This window comes from bacterium (assembly GCA_035308905.1).
GTDB lineage: Bacteria > Sysuimicrobiota > Sysuimicrobiia > Sysuimicrobiales > Segetimicrobiaceae > DASSJF01.
In genome coordinates, this window is record DATGFS010000030.1 from 36,817 (window position 1) to 53,327 (window position 16,511).

The 16,511-nt window shown below is 71.6% G+C and carries 17 protein-coding genes; all 17 read right to left on the reverse strand.

Annotation, left to right across the window (positions count from 1 at the left end):
* Window positions 1-13: 13 nt before the first annotated feature.
* On the reverse strand, window positions 14-769 hold the full coding sequence (locus VKT83_08610; GenBank protein ID HLY22515.1) for an SDR family oxidoreductase: 756 nt from the start codon (window positions 767-769) through the stop codon (window positions 14-16).
* Window positions 762-1,808, reverse strand: coding sequence for a GTPase (locus tag VKT83_08615; GenBank protein ID HLY22516.1), 1,047 nt, complete (start codon window positions 1,806-1,808; stop codon window positions 762-764). The genes VKT83_08610 and VKT83_08615 overlap by 8 nt, the downstream gene beginning before the upstream one ends.
* 12 nt (window positions 1,809-1,820) lie before the next feature.
* Entirely contained in the window at window positions 1,821-2,564 is a 744-nt protein-coding gene (locus tag VKT83_08620; GenBank protein HLY22517.1) for an ABC transporter ATP-binding protein, read from the reverse strand.
* Window positions 2,561-3,313 (reverse strand): ABC transporter ATP-binding protein, encoded by a 753-nt coding sequence (locus tag VKT83_08625; protein HLY22518.1) that lies wholly within the window; start codon window positions 3,311-3,313, stop codon window positions 2,561-2,563. Before VKT83_08625 ends, VKT83_08620 begins: the two co-directional genes overlap by 4 nt.
* Entirely contained in the window at window positions 3,313-4,347 is a 1,035-nt protein-coding gene (locus VKT83_08630; GenBank protein ID HLY22519.1) for a branched-chain amino acid ABC transporter permease, read from the reverse strand. The genes VKT83_08625 and VKT83_08630 overlap by 1 nt, the downstream gene beginning before the upstream one ends.
* Complete coding sequence (locus VKT83_08635) at window positions 4,344-5,231, reverse strand: branched-chain amino acid ABC transporter permease (GenBank protein HLY22520.1); 888 nt, start codon at window positions 5,229-5,231, stop codon at window positions 4,344-4,346. The genes VKT83_08630 and VKT83_08635 overlap by 4 nt, the downstream gene beginning before the upstream one ends.
* Before the next feature lie 13 nt (window positions 5,232-5,244).
* Entirely contained in the window at window positions 5,245-6,474 is a 1,230-nt protein-coding gene (locus VKT83_08640) for an amino acid ABC transporter substrate-binding protein (GenBank protein HLY22521.1), read from the reverse strand.
* Window positions 6,475-6,545: 71 nt separating this feature from the next.
* Window positions 6,546-7,088: a GNAT family N-acetyltransferase gene (locus VKT83_08645; GenBank protein ID HLY22522.1), complete on the reverse strand. Its 543-nt coding sequence runs from the start codon at window positions 7,086-7,088 to the stop codon at window positions 6,546-6,548.
* Complete coding sequence (locus VKT83_08650) at window positions 7,085-8,023, reverse strand: LLM class F420-dependent oxidoreductase (protein ID HLY22523.1); 939 nt, start codon at window positions 8,021-8,023, stop codon at window positions 7,085-7,087. Before VKT83_08650 ends, VKT83_08645 begins: the two co-directional genes overlap by 4 nt.
* Before the next feature lies 1 nt (window position 8,024).
* The gene (locus VKT83_08655) at window positions 8,025-9,398 is read right to left on the reverse strand and encodes a glutamate-1-semialdehyde 2,1-aminomutase (protein ID HLY22524.1); all 1,374 of its coding nucleotides are present in this window, start codon (window positions 9,396-9,398) and stop codon (window positions 8,025-8,027) included.
* Between the two features lie 10 nt (window positions 9,399-9,408).
* The gene (locus VKT83_08660) at window positions 9,409-10,503 is read right to left on the reverse strand and encodes a quinone-dependent dihydroorotate dehydrogenase (protein HLY22525.1); all 1,095 of its coding nucleotides are present in this window, start codon (window positions 10,501-10,503) and stop codon (window positions 9,409-9,411) included.
* A 15-nt stretch (window positions 10,504-10,518) separates the two neighbouring features.
* On the reverse strand, window positions 10,519-10,971 hold the full coding sequence (locus VKT83_08665; GenBank protein HLY22526.1) for an SRPBCC domain-containing protein: 453 nt from the start codon (window positions 10,969-10,971) through the stop codon (window positions 10,519-10,521).
* Between the two features lie 17 nt (window positions 10,972-10,988).
* Complete coding sequence (locus VKT83_08670) at window positions 10,989-12,353, reverse strand: dihydroorotase family protein (GenBank protein ID HLY22527.1); 1,365 nt, start codon at window positions 12,351-12,353, stop codon at window positions 10,989-10,991.
* 25 nt (window positions 12,354-12,378) lie between these two features.
* Window positions 12,379-13,386 carry an LLM class flavin-dependent oxidoreductase gene (locus tag VKT83_08675; protein ID HLY22528.1) on the reverse strand — a complete coding sequence of 336 codons (1,008 nt, stop codon included), beginning with the start codon at window positions 13,384-13,386 and terminating at the stop codon, window positions 12,379-12,381.
* 75 nt (window positions 13,387-13,461) lie between these two features.
* Window positions 13,462-14,430, reverse strand: a complete 969-nt coding sequence (locus VKT83_08680) for a hydroxymethylglutaryl-CoA lyase (protein ID HLY22529.1) — start codon at window positions 14,428-14,430, stop codon at window positions 13,462-13,464.
* Window positions 14,430-14,975, reverse strand: coding sequence for a biotin/lipoyl-containing protein (locus VKT83_08685; GenBank protein HLY22530.1), 546 nt, complete (start codon window positions 14,973-14,975; stop codon window positions 14,430-14,432). Before VKT83_08685 ends, VKT83_08680 begins: the two co-directional genes overlap by 1 nt.
* Window positions 14,968-16,506, reverse strand: coding sequence for a biotin carboxylase N-terminal domain-containing protein (locus VKT83_08690; GenBank protein HLY22531.1), 1,539 nt, complete (start codon window positions 16,504-16,506; stop codon window positions 14,968-14,970). Before VKT83_08690 ends, VKT83_08685 begins: the two co-directional genes overlap by 8 nt.
* Window positions 16,507-16,511 lie beyond the last annotated feature (5 nt).

Sequence of the window (16,511 nt, forward strand, 5' to 3'; positions counted from 1 at the left end):
CCGCGACAGTTGATTATCGCCCGCCCGTGACGTCGAGAATGGCGCCGGTCGTGTAGGACGCCGCGGGCGACAGCAGCCAGAGAACCGCTTCAGCGACTTCGTCGGCCGTTCCCCCCCGCCCCATCGGGATGGTGGGAGCGAGGCGCGCCGGACGGTCCGGATCGCCGGCGGTCGTGTGAATGTCGGTCAGAATCAGTCCGGGGCGGACCGCGTTCACGCGAATGCCTTCCGCCGCGACCTCTCGCGCCAGCCCGATCGTGAAAGTATCGACCGCGCCTTTGGAGGCGGCGTAATGCACCCACTCGCCCGGTCCGCCGAGGCGCGCCGCCGCCGATGAGATATTGACGATGACGCCGCCCCGGCCGCCGTGCCGCGGGGACATCCGCCGGACCGCCTCGCGCGCGCACAAGATGGTCCCGGCCACGTTGGTGCCCAGGACGCGCGAGAGGTCGCCCGCCGCAAGGCCGTCGAGCCGCCCCGGCCGGCTCGACACGCCCGCGTTGTTCACCAACGCGGTCACCGGGCCGAGGACGCGGGCCGCCTCCGCGAACAGCGCGACGACGTCCGCTTCGTTGGACACGTCGCCCCGGATCGCGCGGGCCCGGCCGTCCGCCGCTTCGATGCGGCGGACCACCTCCACCGCGGCCCGCTCGTCCCGGACGTAGTTGACCGCGACCGCATAGCCGCGCGCGCCGGCGAGGCGGGCCACCGCCGCCCCGATTCCACGGCCCGCGCCCGTGACGACCAGGACCTGATCGCCGCTAGGCATGCAGTTCGAGCACGTCGCCGTCGTCGAGGACGTGCTCGCGTTGGACCATCTGGCCCTCGTAGGTGTGGCTTCCCCAGACCCGCGCGTACTTCAAGCGCTCGGCGAAGTCTTTGTGGACGACGGCGGCGACTTCCTCGACCGTGATGCCGCGACGGAATACGTACGGCACCGACTTGTCGGCGCGCCGGCCGGGCGCCTTGGTGTAGACGCGGATCACTCCGAGCAGCCGGAACAGCTCCAGCCTCAGCGTCTCCAGCCCCTCGCCCGTCTCCGGCGACACGGGCAGGATCTCGAACCGCGCGCCGTACGCCTCACGCAGCAGTTCGAGGCGCACGCCCGCGTCCGGCGCGTCGCTCTTTGTGGCGACGAGGAGCGTCGGCGTGGGTTTCGTGGCGGCCGGCTTTGATTCCATCGTGGCCGGGAGCGGAGCGGACGGCGGCGGCGCGGACGGCATCGGCCCCTGCGGCCCGCGGGCGGGCCCGAACTCGACCCGGCCCTCTGTCGTGAGCGCCATGACCGCGTCCATCGAGGCGAGCAGGTCGTCGTCGGCGAGATCCGCCACGAGCAGCGCCCCGTCGGCCTGCCGGATCAGCGCGAAGAGCCACGGCTCCGCCGTCTCCGGCGCGATCGGCGGCAGGTCCACCAGCTGGATGTTGATGTCTTCGAACGGCACCATCCCGGGCAGCGGCGTTCGTGTGGAAAACGGATACGGCGCGACGACCGGGTTCGCGTTCGTGAGCGCGGCGAGCAGGCGCGACTTCCCGGCGTTCGGGGCGCCGACGAGCGCGATCTGGCCGGCTCCCTCGCGCGGCACGTGGTGCCACGTCGGCCCCTTCGCCGCGGCCTTCTTGCTGCGCGCCGCCTCCGTCCGGATTTTGGCCATGCGGCGGCGGATGTCCGCGCGCATGTGCTCCGTCCCCTTGTGCTTGGGGATCGTCGCCATCATCGCGTCCAACGCCTCGAGCTGCTCGTCGGGCGACGTGGCCTGCCGGAACCGGCGCTCGGCCTCGAGATATTGCGGTGTCAGGTTGGCGGGCATAGCGCTCGCGCTTTATTGTAGCGTGTCGGCGCTCCCGGCGGCCACCCCGAGATACGCCTCTCGGACGCGCGGACTGTGCCGCAGCGCATCCGCGGTGCCGGCGAGCGCGATGCGGCCCGTCTCCATCACGTACCCCCGGTCGGCGTGCTCGAGGGCGACGGCGACGTCCTGCTCGACGAGCAGCAGGCTGGTCCCCCGCCCGCGCAGCCGGTCGACCGTTTCCATCAGCGCCTGCACGGCGATCGGCGCGAGGCCGAGCGACGGCTCGTCGATCAGCAGGAGGCGCGGCCGCGCCATGAGGGCCCGGGCGAGCGCGGCCATCTGCTGCTCGCCGCCGCTCAACTGGCCGGCGGGGAGATGGAGGCGCTCGCCCAGGACGGGGAAGAGGTCGAGGACGTCGCGCAGATCCGCGGCGACCGCGGCGCGGTCTGAGCGCGCGTATGCCCCGACGAGGAGGTTCTCCCGCAGCGTCAGATCCGCGAAGAGGCGGCGGCCCTGCGGTACGTGCGCCATGCCCAGTCGCACGATCGCCTCCGGCGGCAGGCCGGTGATGTGCCGTCCCTCCCAGCGCACGCGGCCGCGCCACGGCCGCAAGAGTCCGGAGATCGCCCGCAGCAGCGTCGACTTGCCGGCGCCGTTGCTGCCGACGAGCGCGACCACCTCTCCCCGCCGCACCTCCAGCGCGACCTCCCAGAGCACCTGGACGCTGCCGTAGCCGGCGCCGAGTCCCTCGACGAGGAGGAGCGGCTCGGTCATCGTGGGTCCGCCTCGCCCCGCGCGGCGTGGCGCGGTCCGAGGTACGCCGCGATCACGGCGGGATCGGACGTGACCTCTTGCGGCGGCCCCTCCGCGATCTTCGAGCCGTGGTGCAGGACGACGACGCGGCGGCACAGCCCCATCACGACGCGCAGCACGTGCTCGATGACGAGCAGGGTGATCCCCTGCTCGTTGATGCGGCGCAGGAGCGCCATGTCCGCCTCGGTCTCGGCGGGCGTGAGGCCGGCCATCACCTCGTCGAGCAGCATGAGGCGGGGACGCAGCGCGACCGCCTTCGCGAGCTCGAGGCGGCGGAGGTCCGGGGTCGTCAGCGCGCGCGCCGGAAGGTCGCGCTTCGCGCCGAGGCCGACCCCGTCCAAGACCTCGTCGGCGCGGCGGAGCGCGTCGGCGACCCCGGCGGCGGGCTGCGCGCGGAACAGCATCGGGACCGCGACGTTCTGGCGGACCGACATATTGCGGAACGGCTGGGCGATCTGGAACGTCCGGGCGATCCCGAGCCGCGCGATCGCCGCCGGCCGGCGTCCGGTGATGTCGGTCCCGTCGAACTCGACGCGGCCGGCGGCCGGCGCCTCCATGCCGGTGATCACGTTCACAAGGGTGCTCTTGCCGGCGCCGTTCGGCCCGATGAGTCCCACGATCTCGCCGGCCTCGATCGCGACGTCGACCCGATTGATCGCCGCGAGACGGCCGAAGAACTTGCTCACTCCCGTCGCGGCCAGCAGCGGCATCAGACGCGGTTCTCCTGGAGAGCCTCGCGGATCGACGCGCGCAGCGCCGCGGCACGTCCGCTGCCGGGCCGGGCCTGGAAGAGCTCGGCGAGGCCCCGCGGCGCGAAGATGACGAGCGCGCAGACCAGCGCGCCGAAGAAGACGTTGTGGAGGAACAGCGAGACGTTGGTCAGCGTGACGTCGAGGCTCTTCAGAATGACCGCCCCGGCGGCGGGCCCGAGGACCGTGCCCGGTCCGCCAAACAGCGCCATGACCACGGCCTGGACGGTGAAGTCGATGTTGAAGACGGTCGGCGGGTCGATAAAGGTGAGCCAGTACGCGTAGATGCCGCCGGCGGCGGCGAACAGGAACGCGTTCGCCGCGTACGCGAGGATCTTGAAGGGGAGCGGCTCGATGCCGAGCACCTGGGCCGCGTCCTGGTTCTCGCGGATCGCCGCGATCGCGTAGCCGGCGCGCGTCCGCGGCAGCGCGAACCCGGCGAGCACCGCCAGCGCCAGGCCGGCCAGCATCCAGTAGTAGAAGACCTTGAAGTCGCCCGCCGGCGGCAGGTTCATCCCGGATCCGCCGCCGGTAAGCTCGAGGTTCGCGGTGAGCTGGCGCAGCACGAGCATGAACCCGAGCGTCGCGATCGCAAAGTAGTGGCCGCGCAGCCGCAGCAGCAGGGCTCCCATCGCCACGGCCGAGGCCGCGGCCAGCAGGCAGCCGGCCGGCAGCGCCGCGGGAAACGGCAGATGCGCCCGCACCATGAGGATCCCGGTCGTGTAGGCGCCGATGCCGATGAACGCCGCGCCGCCGAAGTCGGGGTAGCCGGTGTAGCCGCCGATCAGGTTCCACGCCGATGCGAGGATCCCGAACAGGAAGATGCCGGTGATGATCCGGACGTAGTACGTGTTGAGGAGTCCCGGCAGCACGAGCGCCACGACGAGCGCCGCGGCCGCGACGGCGAGGCCGCGCGCGTCCCCCCTGTGAGGGACTAGCGAGGCGGGACGCTTTGGCTCACGCCGTAGGCCTGCGCCGGCGTCGCGGCGGGTCATCCGCGGAACCGCGCCGCGCGCCCGAACAGCCCCGCGGGACGCACCAGCAGGACCAGAATCAACGCGCTGAACGCGACGATGTAGTCGTAGTTTGGACCGAGCCAGCCCGCCGCGTACGTCGTCAGCAGGCCGAAGATCAGCCCGCCCGTCAGCGCCCCGGCGACGCTGCCGAGCCCGCCGAGCACGCAGACGACAAACCCGATGAACGTGAAGTTGGCACCCATCGCCGGGTAGATCGGAAAGCTCATGCCGGCCAGGCCCCCGGCGATGCCCGCCGTCGCCAGCGCGATTGCGAAGGTGAGCGCGTACACGTGGCCGATCGGAATGCCCATCAGGCGCGCGGCGTCCTGATCGGACGCCGTGGCGCGGATCGCGGTCCCCAGGCGGGTCCGGCTCATCAGCAGGTGCAGCAGGAGGGCGACGAGGAGCGCGACCGCGAGGGTCATCAGGCGGACGGCCGGCACGATGACCGGACCCAGGTGGAGGGCGCGGCCCGAGTAGGCCGTCGTCACGGCCCGCACGTCGGCGGTCCAGACCGCGAGGGCCCCGTTCGTGATCAGGAGATCGAAGCCGAACGTCAGCAGGAACGTGATCAGGAACGACGCGCGGATGACCTGGTTGACCACCACGCGCTGCAACCCGTAGCCGAGGACGAACAGCGCCGCGCCCGCGATCGGCAGCGTCGCGAACGGGTCGATGCCGTAGAGCGTGAACAGCCAGTACGTCGTGTACGCGCCCAGCATGACGAACGCGCCGTGCGCGATGTTGATCACGTTGAGCACGCCCCAGACGAGGGACATGCCGAGCCCGACGGTCGCGTAGGTGCCGCCGATCAGGAGGCCGTTGACCGCGTTCTGCAGCGCGATCTGAACAGCCGGGCTCACGGGGACGGGGCCGTTACTTGCGCGCCGTCCACACCGGCGTCGGGTACATCGCCTTCGCGGCCGCCACGTTCCCGGGCCAGACCGTCACCACTTTGCCGTGCTGGATTTGGACGGTGACCATCGGTTTGTAGCTGTTGTAGCCTTTGTCGTTGAATTTGATCCGGCCGTAGAACGTGACCAGGTCGAGCGCGGCGAGCGCGTCCCTTACCTTCTGCCGGTCGATGCCGCCGGCGTTCTGGATTGCGAGCTGCAGGGCGAGGCCGCCGGCGGAGCCGTTCGCGGCGTGGTAGTCGGGCTCGAAGCCGTACCGCTTCGTGAACGCTTCGCTGTACTGCCGCGTGGTCCCGAAGAGCGGCCCGTTGTACTTCACATCGGGCGTCCACTGCGACGAGGCAAAGACGTACTCGGCCGCGGGGCCCAGCGCTTTGACGAAGTCCGGCGTCGTCGGGCCGACCGTGAATCCGAAGAACTTCGCGTTGACCTCGAGGCTCTGCGCCTGCCGCATCGCGACGAGGGATTCCTGCAGGTGGCCCGACTCGATGATGACGTCCGCGCCGGCGGCCTTGATCGCGGTGAAGGGCGCGCTGAGATCGTTCGCGCCGACCGGATACTTCTGGAAGTAGACGACGCGCATGCCGTTGCGGTCGGCCCAGTCCCGGGCGCCGTTCGCGACCTCGAGCGAAAACAGGTCGTCGGCGGCGATGATGGCGACCGTCGCCGGCCGCGGCGACAGCGAGGCCGCGCACTGCAGCATCGCCGCCGCGTAGTCCGCGGCCGGACTGCTGACGCCGAATGTGTACTTGTACCCCTGCTCGAAGATCTTCGCGGCCGCACCGTTCGAGTCGACCATCGGCATCTTGTACTTCTCGGCGATGCCGGCGTCGGCGAACGTGGCCGGGCTGCCGTAGGGCCCGAGCAGAAACGCGACGCGGTCCTGCGTGATGAGACGGTCGGTGAGCTCCGCGGAGGTCTGCGGCTTGCTCTGATCGTCGTAGTAGACGATCTGGACCTTGTAGGTGTGCGGGCCCGCCTTGATGCCGCCGCGGGCGTTTACGGCCGAGGCCCAGAGGTCGTAGCCCTGCTTGGCCAGCGCGCCTTCCCGCGCGTCCGCGCCCGTCGCCGCGAGGGGCGCGCCGAGCTTCAGTATCTCCTCGCCGTGCAGCGCGCCCGCGGTGACGCCGAGGGCCCCCACGACGATGATCGCGGCGATCGCGATCGGTACGCGGCTCTTGGAACGCACCATGCCCATCCCTCCCGGCCGGCCACCCGGCCCCCCGAACGGCGCCCCGCCGGTGCCGGTAGAGTTAGGAGGCTTTACTCGCGAGGCGCGGCCGTCCCTGCCCGGGTCAGCAGATAGGATGGATGGTGAAAGCCCGTCGGCGCATAGAGTTCGTGGTGCGTGAACCGAAAGCCGAGTTTCTCGAGCACCCGCCGCGAGGGCGCGTTGTCCGGATGGTGACCGGCAAACAGCGCCGCGGCGCCAATCGTCTCGAACGCGAACGTCACGACCGCCTGCGCGGCCTCCGTGGCAAGCCCCTGCCCCCAGTACGGGGTCCGAAGATGAAAGCCGAGTTCGTAGATGCGGTCCTCCGGGCGATACGGCCGCAGGCCGGCGCAGCCGGCGTGCTCGCCGCCCGCGAGCAGAAAGATCGGCCAGTACTGCACGCCGTGCGCGCGCATCGACGCGATCTCGGAGCCGAGCCGCGCCTCCGCGGCGTCGGCGGACAGCGGGCCCCCGATCAAGCGTGTCACTCCGGGATCACCCCAGAGGGCCAGGGCCAGCGGCAGATCGTCCGGCTGCCAGCGCGCGAAGCCGAGCCGGGCGGTCGTGAGAAAATACGCCCGGGGCACCGTCACCCCCGGCCGCGTCCGGCGACCGGCAGCGCGCGAACTGCGGGGACCAGCTCTGCGCCCCAGCGCTCCAGGACGGCGGGGTCGTAGACCTTCGCTTTCTCCGATCCCAGGATCACCGTGTCGATGCCCAGGCCGGCCAGGGTCCGGCAGTAGTCGATCGCCTGTGTGATCGACGTCGTCTCATTCGGCGTGGCGCGCCGCGAGACGTGGACCGTTTTTTCGATGGCGTCGTACGGCCGGCTGAGCCGCTCGCAGTGCCCGCGCAGCACGGCCAGCTTGTGGGCGAGCTGCTCGAAGGTGAGGCGGTCCTGAAGATTGCAGGCGTCGGCATACTGGGCGACCATGCGCAGGGTTTTCCGCTCGCCTTCGCCGCCGATCAGGATCGGCGGATGCGGCCGCTGCAGCGCCTGCGGCACGTTAAGGGTCCGCTCGAGCTGGTAGTGCCTGCCGCGGAACGGCTTCGCCCGGTCGTACTTCCCCTCGTCCGCCCACATCTGCAGCGCGATCTGCAGGGTCTCTTCGAGGCGCTCGAAGCGCTCGGCGCGGGCTGGAAACGGGATCCCGAGCGCGCGATGCTCCTCCTCGAACCACCCGGCGCCGACGCCGAAGATGGCGCGCCCGCGCGACAGCACGTCGAGGCTGGTGACCTGCTTGACCAGCGCGCCGGGATGCCGGTAGGTGGCGGAAACGACCATGGTGCCGAGCTTGATCGTGCTCGTGACGCCGGCCATAAACGCCAGGACGCCGTAGGCTTCGAGCATTTCGCGGTCGGTCACGCCGGACCCGACCGGCGGTTCGTCCCAGAAGAAATGGTCCCATACCCAGAGACTCTCGAACCCCGCGGCCTCGGCGCGCCGCGCCATCGCCGCGATCTCCGGGCCGAGCTTCGCCGGCCCGCCGGGCGCGGTGAAGTTGGCCACGCTCAAGCCGATGTGCATGCTACCGGCTGCCGCCCGCGACGCCCGCTGGCTTGGCGTGCTTCATCTCCTTGAACACCCCGTCTGCGACGTCCAGGATCTTATCGACGTCCGCCTGCGTGTGGGCTGCGGACATGAACCACGGGCGCGGCACCGCGAAGACGCCGTTTGCGAGCAGCCCGTGCGAGAACTCGGTCGCGCGGGCGAAGTCTTCGCCGGACCGTTCGCGGATGGTCGTCAGGTGGTCCAGACCAAAATGCACCTGGAACATCGACTTCACGCCCGTGATCGCCAGCGTAATCCCGTGATCCGTCGCGAGCCGCTTCAAACCGCCGCACAGCCGCTCGGTCATCACGTCGAGCTGGCGGTACACGTCCCCCTCTTCCAAAACCTTGATCGTGGCGAGGCCGGCGGCCATGGACACGGCGTTTCCGGAGAACGTGCCGGACTGGCTGATCCGCCCCTGGTCCTCGGACGGTCTGCCCGTCGGCGTGACCAGCCGGTCCATCAGGTCGCGCCGGCCGGCGTACCCGCCGATCGGGAAGCCGCCGCCCAGGATCTTGCCGAGCGTCACGAGATCCGGCTTGATGCCGTAATGCTCGCTCGCCCCGCCGAGTCCCAAGCGGAAGTTGGTCACCACCTCGTCCAGGATGAGCGGGATGTCGCGCTTGGCCGTCGCCTCGCGGATCGCGTGGATGAACTCGCGCGTCGCCGGCACGCAGCCCATCCCAAAGCCGGCGACCGGCTCCATGATCACCGCGGCCAGTTCGTCGGCGTGCGCGGCGATGAGCGCGGTGGCCCGCTCGGGATCGTTGTAGGGCAGGATCACCAAATCCCGCAGGGTGCTCTTCGCGACGCCGCTGTGATTGAGGGACGGCTCGGGGGCGTCGACGGGACCGGCGATGGTGCTCGTGCTGACCTGCACGAGATCGTGCTGGCCGTCGTAGTTGCCTTCGAACTTGGCGACCTTGTCGCGCTTCCGGTAGGCCCGGGCGACCCGGATCGCCATCAGCGTGGCCTCGGTGCCGGTGTTGACGAAGCGGACCATCTCGGCGCAGGCCATGTGCCTGCGCACCTTGCGCGCGAGTTCCACCTCGAGCTCCGTCGCCATGCCGGGCAGCGGCCCCGAGGACAGCCGCTCCCGGACCGCCGCCATGACGGGAGCCGGCGCGTGGCCGAGAATGTGGATGCCGAGGCCCATCACGAGGTCGATGTACGTGTTGCCGTCGATGTCGGTCACGTAGGCGCCTCGGGCGTCCCGGAAGTACAGCGGGTACGGCGAAATGGCCTTGGTGTTGGCGGCGACGCCGCCCGGCAGTACGAGCTTGGCCTCCTCGTACACCGCCCGGGACTTCTGGGTGCGGCTCCTCACGCGTTCTTCGAAGATGCTGGCCATGCGCTCCCCCTCACCGCGAAATTTCGACGCCGTATCGCGCCGCGTCGACCCCCACCGCATCCTGCAGCCGCCCGATTCCGTCCCGATCCAGCAGGCGTACCAGGCCCCGCGCCGCCTGCCGCGGCATGCCGGGGCCGCCGTAGACGAAGCCGGTGTACACTTCCACCAAGGTGGCGCCGGCTTTGATCTTTTCGTAGGCATCCTCGGCGGTCATGATCCCTCCGACGCCGATGATCGGCACCCGCCCGCCGGTGGCGCGGTAGAGGACGGCCACGGCGTCCGTGGCGAGCTGCCGGAGCGGCCGCCCGCTGACACCGCCCGGTTCGCGCGCGGCCGGGCTCCCCAGCCCTTCGCGGCGAACGGTGGTGTTGGTGGCGACCAGGCCGTGCGCCCGGCCCTGCACCGCGTCCGCGACCGCCTCCAGCTCGTCCCTCGTCATGTCGGGCGCCACCTTCACGAACACGGGCTTCTCGCCGAGCGCGCGGTTGCGCGCGGCGACCGCGTCGAGCAGCGGCACAACGTTCTCGCGGGTTTGAAGCGACCGCAGCCCGGGCGTGTTGGGCGAGGAGACGTTCACGACGATGAAGTCCGCGTGCGGATGAAGCCGCTCCAACACCCGCACGTAATCCGCCGCGGCGTCCTCGATCGGCGTGTCCTTGTTCTTGCCGACGTTCGCGCCGAGCGGGATCGGATATCGGCCGGTCCGGCGGGCCGCCGCCATGCGGGCGGCGACGACGTCCGCGCCCGGCGAGTTGAACCCGAGGCGGTTGATGAGCGCACCGTCCTCCGGCAGCCGGAACAGCCGCGGTCTCGGGTTGCCCGGCTGAGGCCGCGGCGTGACGGTGCCCACTTCGACGAAGCCGAATCCGAGGCGGGGCCACGCCCACAGCGCGCGCGCGGCCTTGTCGCAGCCGGCGGCGAGGCCGATCGGCGAGGGAAATCGCAGCCCGCAGGCCTCGACGGCGAGCCGGGGATCGGCCGGCGCCGCGGCGACCCCGAGCCGGCTCCACACCGTCCCCGCGGCGCCGAGCGCCGCGAGCGCGAGTTCGTGGCTGCGCTCGGGGTCCAGCCGGAACAGCGCCGGTTTGACCAGCCGGTCGTACATCGCGGGCGTCCGCCGCTACCCCGCCTGCTCCAGTTCGCGGCGGACGGCGTCGGCAAATTGCGTCATGATGCCGTCCGCTTTGTGCTGGATGATGCCGTGTCCGAGCGTGCCTAATTTCCCCAGAATGGTGGTCTCGGACGCGATGCGAAGCGTCGATGCCGCGCCGTCGCCCTCGATCGTGAGGTCCAGCGTGACCTTGAGCGAGCTGCCCATCGCGGAGTCGCGGCCGGTGGCCTGCGCCTTCAGGCGGCGGTGCTCCTCGACCTCGAGGACGCGGATGTCCATCGGAAACCGCACCGTGAACGGCCCCACCCGCTCGCTGACGACGCACTCATAGCGCTCGTGCGGCACCACGGTGCGCGCGTCGCGGCATCCCGGCAGGCACCGGGTGACCCGTTCGACGTCCCAGAGGAAGGCCCACACCCGGTCGCGGGGCGCGCCCACCGCGAGCTCTTTCTCGAATTTCATCTCGCGGCCCCCGGCATCTAGACGGCCGGCGTCTGCAGTTCGCCGCGCGGCTTCCCGACGATCTCGCCGCCCTCCATGACCACCTGGCCGCGGACGATCGTGTAGACGGGCAGGCCCTTGACCTTGAAGCCGTGGAACGGCGTGAGCTTGTTCTTGCTGTGGAGGCGGTCCTGGTCGATTGTGCCGTCCTTGGTCATGTCCACGATCGTGACGTCGCCGTCGGCGCCGCGGCCGAGATGCCCCTTGCGCGGCCAGAGGTTCCACGCCCGCGCCGCGCCCTCCGCCTGCACCTTGACGTAGTGATTGAGCGTCATCCGTCCGGCGTTGACCTGCGTCAGCATGAGCGGCACGTTGGTCTCCACGCCGGGCCACCCCGCGGCCGCCTTCCAGATGTCGCCCATCCGGTCGTCGAACATCTTCTCATCCCGCGTGTGGGGGGAATGGTCGGTCCCGAGGACCTCGATGGTCCCGTCGAGCAGGCCGCGCCACAACGCCTCGGCGTGCTCGCGGGACCGCACCGGCGGATTGATCTTCAGCATGGACCCGAGGTTCATCCGCACCATGTCCTGCCCTTCCATGAGGAGGTAGTGCGGGGTCGTCTCGCCCGTCACGTCGACGCCGCTGTCCTTTCCCCGGCGCACGAGGTCCACGCCCTCCGCGGCGCTCATGTGGTAGATCATCAATTTGCTCTTGGCCTCGCGCGCGAACAGGATCGCCCGGGAGATCGCCTCGGCCTCCGCGACGGACGGCCGCGACTCGAGGTGCGCGAGCGGGTCCGTCCGGCCGGCGTCCTGCAGCTTTTTCCGCAGATAGAGGATGATCCCGTTGTCCTCGGCGTGCACGCCGCACCGCAGGCCCGTCTGCGCGACGATCCGCCACGCGTCGATGATCTCGCCGTCCTGCGGCGCGGGGACGTTGCCCACCGTCTCGCCCATGAAGACCTTGTAGCCGACGACGCCGGCGTCGGCGAGCGGCAGAATCTCCCGGCCGTTGCCTTCGACGATCACCGCGTAGAGGCCGAAATCGACGTACGAGACGCCGCGCGCGCAGGCGACCTTGGCGTGAAAGCCCTCCACGCTCGAGGTCAGCGGGTTCGTGTTCGGCATGTCGATGACGGTGGTAATGCCGCCCGCGGCGGCGGCCTGCGACCCGGTCGAGAAGTCCTCTTTGTAGTCGAGGCCCGGCACGCGGAAGTGGACGTGCGGGTCGATGAGCCCCGGCAGCACGTGCAGTCCGGTCGCGTCGATGGTGCGCGCGGCCGCGGGCAGGTCGTCGCGGACCAGGATCTCGAGGACCCGGCCGCGCTGGATCACCAGATGGCCGCGGCGGCTCGCGGCCGGGCTCACGATCGTGCCGTTCTTGACGATCAGATCGACCGCCATTCGCGCCTCCCTGACGCGGGTCCGCTCACGGACGAAGACGCGGCCGCACGCGTTCGGCGAGGAGCCGCATGGCGCCCGTCACGATCTCGTGCGGCATCCCGGGGAAGTTCACCCGGAAGATCATCGTCGTAGCGCCGGTCAGCGCCGCGCACCGGTTCACCTCGTCAGCGCAGCGCGCTGGATCGCCGAGGATGAAGCGGTCCTGCGCAAGCCCCTCGAAAGCCTGCGTCATGTCGTCGCCCGCCGGCAGCGCGCGGTGCTGCCCCCAGGCCACGTACGCCTCGTACTTCTTCTCCACGTACGGGCGCGCGAGCTCGATCGCGCGGGCGGCGGTGTCCGCGACGAACAACTCGCGGCGCATCGGCAGCTCCGCGGGAAACGGCTTGCCGGCGCGCGTGAGGGCCGCGCGGTAGATGCCGGTCTGCCGGACGATCGTCGCCAGCGTCGCGTGCGGATTGATGACCCACGTGTCGCCGAGCTCCGCCGCGCGCTCCACGGCGCGGTCGTTGTTCGCCGCCATCCACACCGGCGGGCCGGGACGCTGCAGCGGCCGCAGGCCGATGCGGACGCCGTCGAGCCGGCAGTACGGCCGGTCGAGCGTCGCCGGTTCGCCCGCCCACAGCTGCCGGATCACGCGGAGATGCTCCCGCAGGCGCCGGACCCGCTCGCCTTTACCGACGCCGAAGGCCCGATCTTCGACGTCTCGGTAGCCGAGGCCCACGCCGAAGATGAACCGGCCGCCGGTGATCACGTCGAGGGACGCCGCTTCCTCGGCCAGCGCCGCGGGGTTGAGGAGCGGCAGCAGGTAGATGGAGACGCCGATGCGCATCGTGCCGGCCTCGGCCGCCGCCCGGGCCACCGAGACCGCCGGCTGCAGCATCGCGAACTCGCTGATGAGGTAGTGCTGCCCGAGTACGATGAGATCGAAGCCGAGGCTCCTCGCGAGGCGGACCTGTTCGAGGATCTCGTTCCACCGGTCCGCGAGCGAATCACCCGGCGGGTGCTGATTGACCAGCATCAGGCCGACCCGCATGCCTACACCTTCGCGTCGGCGAAGGACCCGGCCTTCGTCAGAAGAACCCGGGGCCCCCAGCGTATTCGCGTCGGTTCAGCGAATTCGTTGGGGCGGGCGTCCGGCCTCCGCGGGGGTCGCGGGGCCCGCGGCCAGATACCGCCCCGGCAGCGTCCGACCGATCACGCCGGCCAGCCAGCGCGACGTGCCGGCGACGGCGTCGATCTCCACGCCGGTCTCCACCCCCACTCCGTGCAACATATAGAGGAGATCTTCCGTCGCGAGGTTCCCGGAGGCGCCGGGTGCGTACGGACAGCCCCCGAGCCCGCCCGCGGCGCCGTCGACGGTGGTGACGCCGGCCTCGAGGGCGGCGAGCACGTTCGCGAGCGCCGTGCCGCGGGTGTCGTGCAGGTGGACCGCGACGCGCGCGACCGAAATGTCTCCCGCTACCCGCTCTACGAGCGCCGCCACCTCGCCCGGCGTCGCGGCGCCGATCGTGTCGCTGAGGGCGATCTCATAGCAGCCCATCTCGGCCAGGGCCGCGGCGACCCGGCGCGCCGCATCGGGCGCGACCCGGCCGGTGTACGGGCACCACCACGCCGTGGAGACGTAGGCGCGCACGCGCCGCCCGTGCTCCGCCGCCATCGCGAGCACGTCGCGAAACCGGACCAGCGACTCCGCGATGGTCATGTTGATGTTGTGGCGGGCGAACGCGTCGGACGCGGCCGTGAACACCGCGACCTCACCGGCGCCGGATGCGAGCGCGCGCTCCATGCCGTGGCGGTTGGGAACCAGGGCCGACAGCACCGGGGCGCCGGCGTGCGCGGTCGGCCCCGGCGTCCCGTCCGCGGCCGCGGTGAGGCGCCGGAACAGCGCGTCCGTTCCGGCCATTTGCGGAACGCGGTCCTCCCGGACGAACGCTCCCGCCTCGATCTGGGGCAGCCCGCACGCGGCGAGCCGCCGTACGAACTCCACCTTCTGGTCCAGCGAGAGCACGGCCGATTCGTTCTGGAGCCCGTCGCGCGGGCCGACCTCGACGACGCGCACATGCCGCGGCACAGGCATCACGGACCGTGCTCCGTCGCGTCCGCCGGGGCCGCGCCGGCGGCGTGCAGTTCGGCCACGACGGCGCCGGCCTCTACCTGCTCGCCCTGCCGGACGCGCAGCGCGACGACCCGGCCGGCGTGCGGCGCGCGAATGACGTGCTCCATCTTCATCGCCTCGACCACGACGATCGGCTGCCCGGCCGTCACGGTCTCACCCTCGCTCACGGCGACGCGCGTCACCGTCCCCGGCATCGGGACCTCCAGGCCTTCCGGCCGGCGCGCCGTCGGACGCCGCGCGACGGCGTCCCCGATCCGGACAGGGAGCGTCTCTCCGCCGACCTGCAGCCAGCGGACGCCGGCGTGCTCCACCGACCGGACGATGTGCGCCGCCCCCTGCTCGTCGACGACACGCCACGTGGTCGGACCGAGCCGCTCGAGGCGGAGCTGGATCTCACGGCCGGCGACGCGCACCGCCACCGCCTGGGCGCCGGCGCCGTCCCGTGGAGACGGGGTGACCTGCGCGCGGACGCGTCGGTCGCCCGCCCGCATCACGATCTCAGTCATGCGGCCCGCCGATCCGCCAGCCGGAGGCGGTCTCCCACGGATCCCACGCGACCGGGTCCACGCGGCCGGCGGCGCCGCCAGCCGGCGGCGCCGGCCGCGGCTGCGTGACGGCGATCGCCGCCGCCACGGCCAGGGCGCGCGGCGACGGGTCCGGCTGCCATCCGGTGAAATGCCGTTCGAGGAAGTCGGTCGTGGTCTCCGCCCGGCGAAACGCCTCGTGCGCGATCACGGCCCGCAGAAACTCGAGGTTCGTGCCGCAGCCGAGGATGACGAAGCGGCCCAGCGCCTGCTGCATCCGCGCCACCGCGCCGGCGCGGGTGCGGTCCCAGACGATGACCTTCGCGAGCAGCGAATCGTACACCGCGGGCACCTGCCAGCCTTCGCGGATCCCGGAATCGACCCGGATCCACGGCCCCGCCGGCTCGTCCAGCACGAGGATGGGCCCCGGCGACGGCCGGAAGCCGTCCGCGGGGTCCTCGGCGCAGACACGGCACTCCAGCGCGTGGCCTCGCGGGGCGGCCGCGTCCGCGGACGGAATCCCGGCGGCATCCAGGGGCTCCCCCGCCGCGATCCGGAGCTGCGATTTCACCAAATCGACGCCGGCGACGAACTCGGTCACCGGATGCTCGACCTGCAGCCGGGTGTTGACCTCGAGAAAATAGAACTGCCCGCCGGGCTCCATGAGGAACTCCACCGTCCCGGCGTTGACGTAGCCGGCGGCATTTGCCACCGCGACGGCCGCGGCCGCCAGGCGGGCGCGCCCGGCGGGGTCGACCCGCGCCGACGGGGCTTCCTCGATCAGCTTCTGGTGGCGCCGCTGCACGCTGCACTCGCGCTCCCCGAGCGCGGCCGTGCGCCCGTCCCCGTCGGCCACGATCTGGACTTCGACGTGCCGGACCTCGGGCAGCTGACGCTCAAGGAACAGCCGGCCGTCGCCGAAGGCCGCGCGCGCCTCGCGCTCGGCGGACGCAAGCGCGCCGCGCAGGTCGTCCGCACGCTCGACGACCCGCATGCCCCGGCCGCCGCCGCCGGCGGCGGCCTTGACGAGCAGCGGATAGCCGAGCTGCTCCGCCGCCGCGGCGAACGCGTCCGGCCCCCCGCCCCCCGCCCGCCCTTCGGGCGTGAACCCGGGGATGACCGGTACGCCGGAGCGCTCCGCGATCGCCCGCGCTGCGGTCTTGTCGCCGAGGCGGGCGATGACCTCGGCCGGCGGGCCGACAAAGCGCAGCCCCGCGGCGGTCACCGCGTCGGCGAACGCCGCGGATTCGGCGAGAAACCCGTACCCCGGATGGACCGCGTCGGCCCCCGACCGGCGCGCCGCGTCGATCAGGCGGTCCTGGCGCAGGTAGCTCTCGCGCGGATCGGACGGACCGAGATGCTCGGTGCGGTCGGCCAGGCGCGCGTGCGGCGCGTCGAGATCGGCGTCGCTCGCGACCGCGACGGTTTCGAGCCCGAGCTCGCGGCACGCGCGGATGACGCGCACGGCGATCTCGCCCCGGTTGGCCACGAGAACGCGGCGCAGGCCTTTCATTTCAT

Coding starts and splice junctions, on each gene's coding strand:
- VKT83_08610 (HLY22515.1), bottom strand. CDS start 769: ATGCCTAGCGGCGATCAGGTCCTGGTCGTCACGGGCGCGGGCCGTGGA.
- VKT83_08615 (HLY22516.1), bottom strand. CDS start 1,808: ATGCCCGCCAACCTGACACCGCAATATCTCGAGGCCGAGCGCCGGTTC.
- VKT83_08620 (HLY22517.1), bottom strand. CDS start 2,564: ATGACCGAGCCGCTCCTCCTCGTCGAGGGACTCGGCGCCGGCTACGGC.
- VKT83_08625 (HLY22518.1), bottom strand. CDS start 3,313: ATGCCGCTGCTGGCCGCGACGGGAGTGAGCAAGTTCTTCGGCCGTCTC.
- VKT83_08630 (HLY22519.1), bottom strand. CDS start 4,347: ATGACCCGCCGCGACGCCGGCGCAGGCCTACGGCGTGAGCCAAAGCGT.
- VKT83_08640 (HLY22521.1), bottom strand. CDS start 6,474: ATGGTGCGTTCCAAGAGCCGCGTACCGATCGCGATCGCCGCGATCATC.
- VKT83_08650 (HLY22523.1), bottom strand. CDS start 8,023: ATGCACATCGGCTTGAGCGTGGCCAACTTCACCGCGCCCGGCGGGCCG.
- VKT83_08655 (HLY22524.1), bottom strand. CDS start 9,398: ATGGCCAGCATCTTCGAAGAACGCGTGAGGAGCCGCACCCAGAAGTCC.
- VKT83_08660 (HLY22525.1), bottom strand. CDS start 10,503: ATGTACGACCGGCTGGTCAAACCGGCGCTGTTCCGGCTGGACCCCGAG.
- VKT83_08665 (HLY22526.1), bottom strand. CDS start 10,971: ATGAAATTCGAGAAAGAGCTCGCGGTGGGCGCGCCCCGCGACCGGGTG.
- VKT83_08670 (HLY22527.1), bottom strand. CDS start 12,353: ATGGCGGTCGATCTGATCGTCAAGAACGGCACGATCGTGAGCCCGGCC.
- VKT83_08675 (HLY22528.1), bottom strand. CDS start 13,386: ATGCGGGTCGGCCTGATGCTGGTCAATCAGCACCCGCCGGGTGATTCG.
- VKT83_08680 (HLY22529.1), bottom strand. CDS start 14,430: ATGCCTGTGCCGCGGCATGTGCGCGTCGTCGAGGTCGGCCCGCGCGAC.
- VKT83_08685 (HLY22530.1), bottom strand. CDS start 14,975: ATGACTGAGATCGTGATGCGGGCGGGCGACCGACGCGTCCGCGCGCAG.
- VKT83_08690 (HLY22531.1), bottom strand. CDS start 16,506: ATGAAAGGCCTGCGCCGCGTTCTCGTGGCCAACCGGGGCGAGATCGCC.